Genomic DNA, 12,163 nt, shown 5'->3' with positions numbered 1-12,163 from the left:
ATCCAGGCATGGCGGCAGCATCTGCAGTTCGCTGCGATCAGTTCCTCGAAGGTGGCTCATGCCCATCTTGTTGCGCATGAACGCCCCCGGTCAAACCGGTGAAATAGTTTTCACACAGCCTGGACAGCCCGCCCTACCTGGCGCTGGGTGGGCGGGATGTGCGTCGCTCGGCGAGGACGCTGTGGCTCATCTCGGCGGAGCGAGATGGCTACTGTCCAGAGCCGGCGTCGGGGGCTTTGGCTTTGAAGTAGCCGGGTTCGCAGCCGGGGAGGGGCTTGCCTTGGCGGTAGGTGGAGAGATCGAGGCCTGCGCCGATGGCGGCGCTTGGATCGTCGGTGGTGATGTTGTGGGATTCGGTGAAGTCGCGGGGTGGGGTGCCTTTGCGCTGGTCGAAGAAGCCGTCTTTTACCTGCAGGATGAGGTTGTTGAGGATGTGCCACTTAGGGGTGGCGAAGTCGCGTTTGGCATTGAAGGAGGAATAGACGAACGCTGCGTCCGAGCCGCCGGTGATGGTGTTGTGGTAGATGTAGCCTTCGGCGGGTGAGGAGTCCATGCTGAACCAGACATTGAAGGGGGTGCCGTCGATGAGGTGATTGTGATGGATGAAGACGGGGCCGATGCGGGGAAGCTTGAAGCGGAGGCCGCCGTGGGTGTGGCGCAGGGTGTTGTGATGGACGTTGACATCGATGCAGCCGACGCCGAGTTCGATGCCGGAGTCGCGGGTGTTTTCGATGATGTTTTCGGCGATCTCGGTGCCTCGACCGTGATTGGGATCGATGAGGGGCTTGTCGAGGGATTCAGTGCTGGAGTCACCGAGGCAGATGCCGTCGAAGGTGCGGTCGAGGTGATTGCGGAGGATGCGGTTGTTGGTGCCTGCGCGGATGAGTTCGATGCCGACGCGGTCGTATTTGCCGACGTCTTTGTGGATCTTCCAGATCTCGTAGTTTTCGCGGCGGTTTTCAGTGGTGGCACGCCATTCTTCGAAGGCGCCGCGGGTGATGTCGCAATCCTCGACGGTGCAGGATGAAGCGCCGCCGGTGAGGGCGATGCCGGTGTTTTCATAGGAGGTGACTTTGCAGCGGCGGATGACGGAGTCTTTTGCGCCTTCGCCGAGCACGATGGCCTCACTGCCGCCGCGGAGGGTGAGGCCTTCGACGACCACGCCTGCGGCGGCGATTTCGATCAGGGGGTTACGCGAAGGGGTGAATGAGAGTGTGGCTTTGTCCGGAGCTGCGCCGTCTTCGAGGCGGAGGTAGATTTTCTTTTCGTTGGGGTGATACATCCACAGGGCGCGGATGTGCTTGAAGCCGCCGAGGGACGGGCCTTTGACGAGGAGGGTTTGCCAGTGCCACTCACCGCTTTTTTCGGCGCGATCCAGGCGGATCTCGGCGATGAATTTGCCATCGACGAGGAGGCCTTCGGGGCGTTTGGAGAATGAGGCGACATAGACTTTGTCCATGCCTGAAGCGGCGGACCATTCGGCTTCAAGAGGTGTGGTGCCATCGATGATAGCGCCGGGTTCGCCGCGAAGGGTGAGCTGTTTTTCGAGGCGGACTTGCTCGTGGTAGATGCCGGGGGCGAGGACGAGGATGTCGCCTGCGTTTGCGGATGCGATAGCCTTGGCGAGGGGCGTGTCTCCAGAATTCTTCACCTGAATTTCGGCGGCTGTGGCGCCGCATGACGCGAAGAGCAAACACACAAACAGTGTCGCAGGGTTGGGAAAGGAGATCATGAGATGCGGCTCAACGTAGGAAACTCAGCGCTCCTGTCATGCGCATTCCCGAGGCTTCACGGTACTGCCTTGAGCGTGAGGTCATCCACGCAGAGGTCTCCCTGCTTGTTGATGAGCAGGTTGATTTTCAAATAGTGGCAGCTCTCCGGAAGCACCAGCCGGGTTTCGAACTTCGTCCACTCTGGTGAAACGGGAAGAGGCACATTGTGCTGATCGAGTTTGCTGATGTTTTCGTCTGGCTTCGTCAGATGGCGGGCCATGAAGGAGGCGATGCCCGTCGATTTGTAGCGGCAGGAAAATTGGTATGTTCCGCCCTTCTCCACGGCGATGGGGATGAAAGGAGTCACGGTGGCGGAGCCGCCGGCGGGTGCGGTCATCTTGAGGTAAACTTTTCCCTCGAGTGAGTCCGTTTTCATCCACTCGCTTTTTGCACCCTTGTTGAGGCCGATCTCCCAGTGGCTCTTTTCGGAAGCCTGCTCTGCCCGGGCTTCAAAACCTCCATTGGGGATCAGGTTGCAGGTGGGATCGCGCAGCCACTCGATGGCGTTCGCCAGCAGCATGTCCGTGTGGAGTTCATTCCCGCGTTTGGGAGTTGGCTTGGTCAGCGAGAGGAACTCGTTCCCGCCCTGAGGATCAGGCCCGATCAGCAGGGCCATGCCTCTGCCCCTGCGCTCAAAGGCTGCCAGGGAGAAGGGACCGCCGGCCGCCAGAACGGAAGTGGCATTCGCGCCAAGGCGCAGCAGCGGCCCTTCGGTAGCGCGCAGCAGCATGGGCACACCGGTGATCCAATTGTTGTAGGGTTTGTCTTCGGGATAGCCGAAGGTCAGGCGGTGATAGCCATCAAAGGTGGACTGATGAAGGGTGGTTCCGGACGGATAATATGCCTGCGCGTCAAAGAGCTTCGCCTCCAGCATCCACTTCGCGCCTTCGCCGATGGCGAGAACATTTCCACCGCTTTGCAAAAACGCCTCCACTTCCTTTTCCCGGGCCTGCACATCTTTGCCGCAGAGGATCAGAATGCGATGCTTCCCGTCCACACTGGCCGCGCGATCAAACGGACACGCGATGCGCTTCAGTGCCTCGTGCATGAATTCTGCGTCTGGCGCATCCAGCACCAGAACATCGGCCGCCGATGCTGCGGCAGTGGACGCCATCATGAGAGCGACAAGGAGAAAAAGTCTCATGGCATCTCCTCCAGAATCCAGAGCATCGCGGCGATGCAGAGGCGGTCGTTTGCGTTGTATTCAGAGCCGCTCTCCGGATGCGGGCTGGAGGCCACCACCCTGCCGAGGCCATAGTTTGCCGTGACCACGGCTGCGCAAATATTCTGGCGATCATACCAGCCAATGACATCGCAGCCCGCACGGGGCAGAAGGAAGTCTCCGTTCATGCGGGTGATGATCATTTCACGCGGCAGGGTGAGGCTCATGGGATGGGCTTTGGGCATCTGCACCTGATGTGCGCCCTGCCCGCGCATGTAGTAAAAGTCAGTGGGGACAAATTTGTGACCGTAGGGATGGCCGTTCGCAAACAACTGGCCCGCGCAGATGCCAAACAGGCCGCCGCCGCCGTGCAGGAAATCGCGCACATGATCCTCACCTGCCGCTGATACCTGGATCTGATGACCGCCGGTGCCCGGGTAGCCGAGCATGGAATACTTCGCCGCGAGGCCCGCGGATCCTGCGGCATAGGGCGTGCTGAAGGGCATGATCTCCCACGGCAGGCCGAGGCGCTCCAGGCGCGCCATCCAGTACATCCATCCGCCATGGAATGACATGCCGACGAGCTTCGGCTTCGTCTCCACGATCTTCGGCGCAGGCAGCTGGGCCAGGGCAATGTCCGCAAGCGCCTCCGCCTTGACCCGATAGTGCGCGGCGCTGACGTATTTCACCGCATCGGCCACACGGCCTGCTTTTGCCAGACGATAGGCGACCATGCGCTGAGGGAAATCTTCCTTGAGCGGAGTCTTGGCGCAAGCTTGCAGCGCTTCATCGGCCGCGCCCGCATCGATCAACATCGGGAGCAGGGTCTCGCGCAGCGGTGCTTCCAGCTCACGCTTGAGCGCTTCGGTGAGTGTTTTCAAAGCCACCGCCTTGTTCTGCACGACAAGGGCGGACTCCACCACCTGGGGCAATGCATGTGCCGTTTCTTCCGGAACCGTAAGACGAAGCGCAGAGTCGCAGGCGGCAGCGATGTGCCTGGCCGCAGCCTCCGCATCTCCTGCACGGTAGGCGCAAAGCGCCATTTCCTCCTGCGCGTGGCAGCGCCAGGAGGGATTTGAAATGGCCGGCAGCTCGCGAGTGGCGGCTTCCAGCAGTTTTGCGGCAGCAGGTGCTTTGAGGTGCCTGGCCCCGCCGCACAGAGCACGCACACGCGGCCAGCCTTCACGGGTCTGCGCCGCCGCTTTCAGCGCCTCATCCACCATGCCTTTTTTAGCGCAGCAGATCACGAGCACTTCAGACAGCATCGGCTTGTCCGACTCTTCAGTGGCGCAGACATCAGAAAGAATCGCTCCGAAGTTTTGAGCGGTCACCATCGGCATCGTTGCCAGGAGACGTATCACCGGGCTGCGAATGTCTTGCACGATCTTGATTGCGGCCTCGGCATCTCCCGCAGCCGCGATCCGACCGGAGGCAACGCGCAGTGCAAAGTCTCGCGTGTCTCCCGCTTCGATTTTGGCGGCTGCCTTCTGCAGCCCCGCCAGAGCCGCCTCTGGTGATTGTTTTTGCCGGATCAGTGACGCCGCCACCCGGGCGTGAGCCAGTACGGCCAGGTGAGTGTCACCACATTCGGCTGCGACGCGAAGGGCGTCATTGATCCCCCCCTTCTGCGCGAGGGCCTCTGCCTCGTCTCCCAGCATGGCGGACTTCCAACGTGCATCCGCCACGCAGGCCATGAAACGCCGCGCCTGCTCCGGCCTGTCCACGTGGCGGCACAGACGGGCCAGCGCGCAGACGGTGGGATGGCCCATGTTCTCCAGCTTGCGTCCGCTCGTCTCCACGCGCTTCAGGGCATCCGTGATGGCGCGGCCGGCCTCCCCGGTATCACCTGTTTCGAGTGAAGCCTGGGCAATGAAAAGCCATGCGACGAGATCATACTCGCGCATTTTGATCCCGGCCACGAGCTCGCGTGCTTTTGCAATCTGGCCGGTGAGCACCAGCTCCCGGCAGAATTCCACGGTCGTCTCATCGCGCACATCGTCATCGCTGGTGGCAGCACACATTTTGAGACCATGATCGAGCGCTTCGACCGCCTCCGACTTCATGCCAGCCATGCGCATGGTGATCCCGAGACGCAGAGCGGCTGTGAGCGGCGTGTCGCCTTTGTCGGTGCGTTTAACCGCGATTTGAAACGATTCCTTTAACAGGTCCTGGGGTCCTTGGCCCAGGGAGCTGTCTGTGCACAGAGCCAGTGAAACTAGGACAGAGAGGGCAGCCGATGAGGAACGCATGGTGGGAGAACCGTTGCCAGGCAGTACGGCGCCATCACTTCCTTTTGTTCATGTGCAGCGGGAGAAGGTTTGGGAGATATGGGTGCGGGTGAGAGCGCTGGGCTCCTCTCGCGGAGCGAGAGGGCTAATGTGCGGAAGGCTGCGCTGGAGGCAGCTTGGCGCTGTAGTGGACGGCGCGGTGGCGGTTGTCGTCGAAGGCGAAGTGAAGCCACTGGCCGTCTTTGCTGACGAAGCCGTCGGGGTAGTTCATGCGGCCTTTGGGTCCATCGACAGACTCCTGCTGGAGGACGCGCTGGTAGGGCCAGGTCTTCATGCCATCAAAGCTGATCCACAGGGCCATGGGGCTGCGGTGTTTGCTGTTGGGATTGTGCAGGATGGCGACGCGATCTCCGCCGAGATTGTAGAGGGTGGTTTTGCTGCCGGGATTGGGGATGTGGGTGATGGAGGCGAATTCGGGCCAGGTGAGGCCGCCGTCTTTGCTTTCGGCTTTGTAGAGCATGCCGCCGAGGCCGTCGCCACGGATGACCATGGTGATGCGGCCATCCGGATGCTCGAAGAGATCGTTCTCGGCCCAGCCGAAATAGCGGCTGTTCGGCGTGAGGCGAATGTTGCCGTGTTCGCTCCAGGTTTTGCCGCCGTCGCTGCTGATGAGGACGCCGTTGCGGGGATTGGTGAAGTCGCGGTCGAGCGGTGCGCGATCCTGCTGATCGTCGGGGCCGACGTAGTGCTGGAAGGGGGCCATGATGCGGCCGTCTTTGCAGACGATGTGCTTGCGGATGAAGGTGCGCTCTTTGAGGCGGCCGGGGACTTCGATGGGCTTGCTCCAGGTTTTGAAGGAATCATCGCTGGTGAGATACCAGGAGCGCCAGTCATTGGCCCAGTGCTTGGAGTGGGTGGAGAAGAAGAGGGTGCTGCGCTGGCCGAGGATCATGAGTTCTGTGGGGCCCTGGCCGATGGTTTTGCCTTCGCGGGGGAAGCCGACATCGAAGCGCTCCAGCGGGGTCCAGGTTTTGCCCAGGTCGTGGCTGCGGGTGACGCCAGTGTAGTTGAGGGGGCTGGGTTCGGTATCGCCACCGGCGAGGATGAAGAGAATCCAGGAGCCGTCGGGGAGCTCGCGCAGGGTGGTATCACATACCATTTTGTTGGGGGTCACACCATCGTAGGGGATGCTTTTGAAATCTTGTTTGGCGTCTTCAAGTGCCTGTGCGGCCCATTTGGGGTCCGGGGTGATGGATTTGGGGAGCTTGGGAGCGAGGGCTTTGTTGACGAGGTCTTTGCCGACTTTGGCGCGGCGTTTGATCTCCTCGGGGTCCATGGTGAGCTTGCCGATTTCGGCCTGCTTTTGCATGTCTTCCTCGGTGAATTTGACGTGGAGGATTTCGGCGTCGGTGTGGCGGTTCCAGTCATAGAGGATGTGGATGTCGCCATTGGGAGCCTGGAAGCCATCGGGATAGGAGACTTCGGCGCGATCGTCGATGAGGAAGCCTTTGCCCCAGGTCTTACCATCATCTTCAGAGAGGAAGGCTTTCATGTTTGAGCGGCGTGGGAGGCGCACATTGATGGGGCCGTTTTTGACGAGGAGGAGTTTGCCGGAGGCGAGGCGGCGAATGAAGAAGCGGGCACTGGGATTTTGAATGGAGGAGGGCTGGGGTTCGCTCCAGGTGGCGCCTTTGTCGGCGGAGGTGCTTTCGCTGATGCCGTCCTTGGTGCGGGCGAGCATCCAGAGAGTGCCGTCTTTGCGCTCGACGATCATGTGTTCGTCGAAGTCGGTGCGCGGGAAGGCGACGCCGCCGCGACGGGTCCAGGTTTTGCCCTGGTCGGTGGAGGCGAAGACGTTGGCCATGCGGATGACGTCGAGGTCTTTGTGCGCTTCTTTGTCCACGCCGGGGCCGTGCATGCGGTCGCGGGTCCAGAGGGAGACGGGGAGGAGCCAGTCGCCATTGGAGAGGACGGTGGGCTTGTTGAGGGTGCAGCCGTCGGCGAAGCGTGTGGGGGCGGTCCATTTGGGCTCGGCGGCATCGGGGTCATCGCAGCGGATGAACCAGTCGCCGCAGCGGCCGTCGAAGTAGCCGAGGCTTTGATCGAAGAAGCACCAGAGGCGGCCGAGAGGATCGGTCCAGAGATTGCCAACGAGGGCGCGGCGTTCGTATTTGACGCCGTTGAGTTCGCCGTCCTGGGGATCGATGACGACGCGGGGCTTGGACCATGATTTGCCGTCGTCGTCGCTGGAGGCGAGCATGAAGAAGCCATTGGGCGAGTCGCCATTGCCGACCCATGCGGCCCAGAGGCGGCCTTTGGGTGTGCGGTCGATGCCGATGATCATGTTGCCGGGGCGCTTCTCGGCGTCGTATTCGGGGCCGGGCTGGGTGTTGATGACGGGCGGTTCGAGCGTGAGATCGGCGAGGGCTTTGTCCTGGGCGCAGGCTTGAGCGGCGAACAGGGAGAGAAGCAGGAGCGTGTGTTTCATGGCTGGGATTGTGGGAGAAGAACGCCGGTGGAAAGGGGGTTCATGGGGAGGAAGGGGGAATTGGTGTGTTATGTTAACACCTACAAGAGTGCGGACGCGGGAGGGCCATGCCTTTGTTGTGGCGGCAGGATGGGTTTCTCGAGAACAAGAGGCTTTGGCGGGAGCGCTGATCGACGGGCAGGAGTGCCCATCGTACTTTCTTACTTGGCCTTCCAGATCTTGACGTCGTCGAAGAGGGCACCGGGGCCGTTGACGGTGAAGTGGAAGCTGCTTTTGGTTTCGTGGGCGATGCCGGGGGATTTGAGGTAACCGACGGGCTTGCCGTCCACGCTGACGCGGAGTTCGTCGGATTTCAGTTCGATGGTGACCTGATACCATTTTTGCTGCTCGAGTTTGAAGCTGGCGGCGGAGCCGCGGCCTTCGAGGAGTTTGTCGGCGTCTTTTTTGTGCGCGGGGTCTTTGCGCATTTCGTAGATGTCGTTGCGCATGACGCCTTCTTTGTCATCGCCGAGACGGATCTGAGTGGGGGCGAATGCGACGCGGCAGATGTGGCCAGCGTGGGAGCCTTTGAATTTTTGATCGTCGAAGACGGCGTTGAATCCGGTGGAGCCGACGAGTTTGAATTTGAACTCGACGACCACGTCTTTCATCGGGCGGTACACGCGGCCCACGGCACCGTGGTCAGAGCGTGTCTGCCAGCCTTTGAGTTCGCCGCCTTCGATGGCGAAAGTGGGGATGAGGGATTTCCATTCACCGAGATCTTTGCGCTCGAAGTTGTCGTCGAGGATGAGTTCGCCTTTTTGCGCGATGGGTTCGGCGGGGATGTCTGCGGCGGAGGCGAGCGTGGCGAGGCAGAGGAAGGCGAGTAGTTTCATGGTGGTGGCGCGGGAAACGTGCGGGCGCAGGGAATGTTGCGCTTCGTAATGCGGTAGCACGGGCGGGCATGGAGCGCTGGGCTCCTCTCGCGGAGCGAGAGGGCTACTTTGCCGGATAGCTTTGGGCATCCATCTCTTCTCCTGTGAGCTTTTTGATCTCGATCTTCATGGGCGACCTGGGTTTGAAGGTGAGGAGGATGTAGCTGTGCTCGCTGGCGAAGAAGGAGGACTTGGGATCGGGATATTTGTCGCCGTTGCCTTTGAGGGCGGTGTTGTAGTAGGGGAAGCCGTCCACCATGGCGCGCTCTGCGAAGTAGCCGAAGCCGGTGATGACGGCGGTGCCCTGCTGGAAGAGGCGGCCCCACTCGCCTTTCAGCTGGCTGCGCATGGTGGCGTTGCGTTCGTTTTGGAGAGTGATGGTGTGGCCGGTATGCGATGGCTCCATCTGCTGGCGATACCAAGCGAGCTGGGCTGAGGCGGCATCGAAGGGATGACCGGTCTGCCAGGTGGTGCCCATGTCCTGGATATGCTCGAGATCGAGAGCGACGATGCGAGCGGAGAAATCGGGGAAGGAGAGCGTCCAGTTCCATTCATTGCCGGGCAGGGCGAAGAATTCGCGATAGGCGGTGGCGTCCACGTCATACACGGCCTCGGGTGGCGGCTTGGGGCCTCGTGAGCGGATTTCGCGGTCATGATTGCCGAGAATGGGCATGAAGATGGTACTGCTGAAGACCTTGGGCTGAGAGTCGATCAGCGCGCTGAAGGCCCTCGTCCCTTCCCTGCCCTGCTGATGGAGGCTGCTCACGTTGTCCCCCGCGGTCATGAGCACATGCGGGTCGTCTTTGATCAAAGCGGCGAGGTCTGGCTGAGCGAAGCCCCAGTCGCCCACGACGGCGATGCGAAGTTCCTGGGAGGGCATGGATTTGAACGTGCAGACCTCAGACGTTTCGGTGCCGCTGCGCACTTGGTAGTGATAGGTGGCGTCTTTTTCAGAGATTGGGATTTCGATGTGGTGCAGCGTGACCTCCTCTGCTTTTGCCACCTTGCTTCCCAGAGATGCGCTGGTGCCATAGGAAACCTCTGAGTCTGCGGGCTGGGCGGTTTCCCAGTTCACGGTGAGGTGCGTGGGCTCCTCGCGCTGGATGGTCAGCCAGATGCGCTGGATGGAGGCGGCTCTGGAAGTGGAGCAGAGCAGGAGAAAGAGGAGGATTCGCGTCATGAATGTAAGAGAAAACAAACGCAGAGAGGGTGTGGATTCTCCAAAGAAGAGAGACGACACCGCGCTTGATCCGGCTCCGATCAAGGGATACTCTTCGTGCATTCCGGCCGGGCATTCTGCCGCGGCCTGTTCTTTGAAAAATTTCCTGCGGTGTTCGTTTTCGAGCTTTGTGGCCCGGCCCGATTAATCTAACCCGGGGGCTGCGCACTGAAGTGACATGTCATGCCTTTACTGGAAGACAGAGCTTCATCATGCGGGTTCCCACCTGGACTCATGGGATACGTGAGCCCTTTGTATTCGGACGGCACATGTGGGTTTGAAAGCGTCCCGGCTCCGCCCGGGGCGCTTTCCTTTTTCAACTATTTCAATCCGCCGCTTCCTGTCTGGATATTTGCCCGCGCTCTACAATCTGGACGGTGTTTGAAACACCCGCTCTATCGCTGGTGCTGTCAGGTTTGGGTGAGGGCGGCGTTTGGTGTCACCGCTACGCGGTTCCACGACATTGAAAGGGATGGGTGATACGGTTCCGTGGGTTGGCACCCACGGCTACGGTTATGTCAGCGCTACGCGCTTTCGGAGGGAGAGTCCGGAGGCTTAAAGTCTGCCGTGCGGCTCGGTATTCCGACACCGAGTTTGGTGCCGGCGCGGTATCGGGATACCGCGCTGCATCAGGCCTTCGGCTTTTTCTCGGGGAGGGGCTTGGGGTCGGCGTCGTTGATTTTTTCGGCGGGGCGGATGATGACGCCGACGGGCATGGAGGCTTTTTCCATGTTCATGAGCTGGCTGACGGTGACGAACTGATAGCCCTTGGCCAAAAGCTGGTCAAACATCCCGGGCATGGCGGTGATGGTGGGGGGATGGATGTCATGCGAGAGCATGATGGCACCGGGATGGGCGCCATTGACGAGGCGGCTGGTGACGGCGGCCACACCGGGGCGGCGCCAGTCCTGGGGATCGACCGACCACATGATGGTGGAGTAGCCGAACTCTGAGAACATCAGGTCTTTGATGCGGGAATTGATGGCACCATAAGGCGGGCGCACGAGATGCGGGCGCACGCCGGCGACTTCAAAGACGGCGTCTTCGGATTTTTTCAGCTCGCTGCGGATCTGCTCGTCCGAACGGCTGGTGAGGCTGCAATGGGTCCAGGTGTGATTGCCGATTTCATGCCCTTCCTCGATGATGCGGCGGACGATGCTGGGGTACATCTTCACCTGCTGGCCGATGAGGAAAAAGGTGCACTTGATGTTTCGCTCCTTGAGGATGTCGAGCAGCTTGGGGGTGAGACTGGGATGGGGGCCGTCGTCGAAGGTCATGGCCAGCGTCTTCTGCTGGATCTTGACGGAGGAGTAGGAGATGCGCGCGCCTGCTGGAGGCACGACGGGCATGGAGGAAGGGTTGTTGAGGCGCTTGGCGAGCGGATTTTCCTTTTCGACGTAGGGAGTCGCCTTGCGAGCTTCGGAGACGTCGATTTTTTCCGGCTTCGCAGCCTTGGGCGTTGTGCAGCCGGACTGGGCCGTCAACATGATGCCAAACCAAATGCTAAAATACATGCGTGGGGAGATCACAAGAAGGGCAGAATAAGGGGTGAAGGAGATCTGGGAAAGCTGGATTTTCTGAAAAACGGGAAGCTTCGTTGTTCTTGGTTTTTGGCTCGTCGTTTTGAAGGGAGGCGTTTTACTGCGCTGCGGTCAGCACTTCATGGGGAGTCAGGTGGCGCCAGGCACCTGGAGGCAGATCGGCGGGCAGAGCGAGGGTGCCGATGCTCTGGCGATGGAGGCTGAGCACGCGATTGCTGATGCGGTGGAACATGCGCTTCACCTGATGATAGCGCCCTTCGTGAAGAGTGAGGCGGGCTTGGCGCTCGCCTAAGAGAACGAGCTCGGCGGGAAGTGTGGTAATGTCCTCCGTGTGGAAATAAAAACCGCGGGCGAAGGACTCCACGGCATCCGGGGAGATGGGATCCTGAGTTTCCACGAGATAGACCTTGGGCACTTTTTCCTCGGCCATCATGAGGCGCTTGGACCAGCGGCCATCGTTTGTGAGGAGGACGAGTCCGGAGGTGCTGCGGTCCAGACGGCCGGCGATGTGAAGCGTGTGTTTGCCGGGATCGTCAATCAAATCGATGACGGTGGGATGCTGGTCGTCCTTGGTGGCGCTGAGGATGCCCACGGGCTTGTGCAGCATGAGGTAGAGGGCGCGCTCGGGCTGCTGGATCACACTGTCATCGATCTCCACCAGGGTGAAGCGATCCACGGGGTGGTGGCCATCAGTCACGATGACGCCATTCACGCGCACACGCCTTGCGGCGATGGCGAGGTGAGCGGCCTGCCGGCCCTGGGACTGGTGGCTGGCGATGAGGCGATCCAATTTCATGCGGCATGCTTCATGAGAGAAGACAAGTAGATGCCATGTGACG

8 protein-coding genes and 1 other RNA gene are annotated in these 12,163 nt (G+C 60.7%); 1 reads left to right on the top strand and 8 read right to left on the bottom strand.

The features are described 5' to 3' along the window. Window positions 1–208: 208 nt before the first annotated feature. The 6 genes from ACILSO_RS19485 to ACILSO_RS19460 form a co-directional block, all read right to left on the bottom strand. Window positions 209–1,732: a right-handed parallel beta-helix repeat-containing protein gene (locus ACILSO_RS19485; RefSeq protein WP_395739121.1), complete on the bottom strand. Its 1,524-nt coding sequence runs from the start codon at window positions 1,730–1,732 to the stop codon at window positions 209–211. A gap of 56 nt (window positions 1,733–1,788) precedes the next feature. Beyond that, entirely contained in the window at window positions 1,789–2,916 is a 1,128-nt protein-coding gene (locus tag ACILSO_RS19480) for a hypothetical protein (protein WP_395739120.1), read from the bottom strand. After that, window positions 2,913–5,183, bottom strand: a complete 2,271-nt coding sequence (locus ACILSO_RS19475; protein ID WP_395739119.1) for a hypothetical protein — start codon at window positions 5,181–5,183, stop codon at window positions 2,913–2,915. Before ACILSO_RS19475 ends, ACILSO_RS19480 begins: the two co-directional genes overlap by 4 nt. A gap of 124 nt (window positions 5,184–5,307) precedes the next feature. Beyond that, the gene (locus ACILSO_RS19470) at window positions 5,308–7,650 is read right to left on the bottom strand and encodes a sialidase family protein (protein WP_395739118.1); all 2,343 of its coding nucleotides are present in this window, start codon (window positions 7,648–7,650) and stop codon (window positions 5,308–5,310) included. Window positions 7,651–7,850: 200 nt separating this feature from the next. Beyond that, window positions 7,851–8,525 carry a hypothetical protein gene (locus ACILSO_RS19465; RefSeq protein WP_395739117.1) on the bottom strand — a complete coding sequence of 225 codons (675 nt, stop codon included), beginning with the start codon at window positions 8,523–8,525 and terminating at the stop codon, window positions 7,851–7,853. Window positions 8,526–8,628: 103 nt separating this feature from the next. Then, a complete protein-coding gene (locus tag ACILSO_RS19460; protein WP_395739116.1) occupies window positions 8,629–9,744 on the bottom strand; it encodes a fibronectin type III domain-containing protein in 1,116 nt (371 codons plus the stop codon). A 139-nt stretch (window positions 9,745–9,883) separates the two neighbouring features. Between ACILSO_RS19460 and ssrS the strand changes: the two genes are divergently transcribed. After that, a non-coding RNA gene (gene ssrS / locus ACILSO_RS19455) (6S RNA) lies at window positions 9,884–10,065 on the top strand. Window positions 10,066–10,412: 347 nt separating this feature from the next. Here the strand turns inward: ssrS and ACILSO_RS19450 are convergent. Further along, a complete protein-coding gene (locus ACILSO_RS19450; RefSeq protein WP_395739115.1) occupies window positions 10,413–11,297 on the bottom strand; it encodes a polysaccharide deacetylase family protein in 885 nt (294 codons plus the stop codon). Window positions 11,298–11,421: 124 nt separating this feature from the next. Then, complete coding sequence (locus ACILSO_RS19445) at window positions 11,422–12,120, bottom strand: pseudouridine synthase (protein ID WP_395739114.1); 699 nt, start codon at window positions 12,118–12,120, stop codon at window positions 11,422–11,424. Between the last annotated feature and the right edge of the window lie 43 nt (window positions 12,121–12,163).

It is taken from the genome of Prosthecobacter sp., from assembly GCF_044226605.1.
Taxonomy (GTDB): domain Bacteria; phylum Verrucomicrobiota; class Verrucomicrobiia; order Verrucomicrobiales; family Verrucomicrobiaceae; genus Prosthecobacter.
Note: the sequence above shows the minus strand (reverse complement) of the source record. Positions and strands in the feature narration are given on the sequence as shown.

Bases quoted from the DNA above. Each gene is read 5' to 3' on its own strand.
- ACILSO_RS19485 (WP_395739121.1), bottom strand. From the start codon at position 1,732: ATGATCTCCTTTCCCAACCCTGCGACACTGTTTGTGTGTTTGCTCTTC.
- ACILSO_RS19480 (WP_395739120.1), bottom strand. From the start codon at position 2,916: ATGAGACTTTTTCTCCTTGTCGCTCTCATGATGGCGTCCACTGCCGCA.
- ACILSO_RS19475 (WP_395739119.1), bottom strand. From the start codon at position 5,183: ATGCGTTCCTCATCGGCTGCCCTCTCTGTCCTAGTTTCACTGGCTCTG.
- ACILSO_RS19470 (WP_395739118.1), bottom strand. From the start codon at position 7,650: ATGAAACACACGCTCCTGCTTCTCTCCCTGTTCGCCGCTCAAGCCTGC.
- ACILSO_RS19465 (WP_395739117.1), bottom strand. From the start codon at position 8,525: ATGAAACTACTCGCCTTCCTCTGCCTCGCCACGCTCGCCTCCGCCGCA.
- ACILSO_RS19460 (WP_395739116.1), bottom strand. From the start codon at position 9,744: ATGACGCGAATCCTCCTCTTTCTCCTGCTCTGCTCCACTTCCAGAGCC.
- ACILSO_RS19450 (WP_395739115.1), bottom strand. From the start codon at position 11,297: ATGTATTTTAGCATTTGGTTTGGCATCATGTTGACGGCCCAGTCCGGC.
- ACILSO_RS19445 (WP_395739114.1), bottom strand. From the start codon at position 12,120: ATGAAATTGGATCGCCTCATCGCCAGCCACCAGTCCCAGGGCCGGCAG.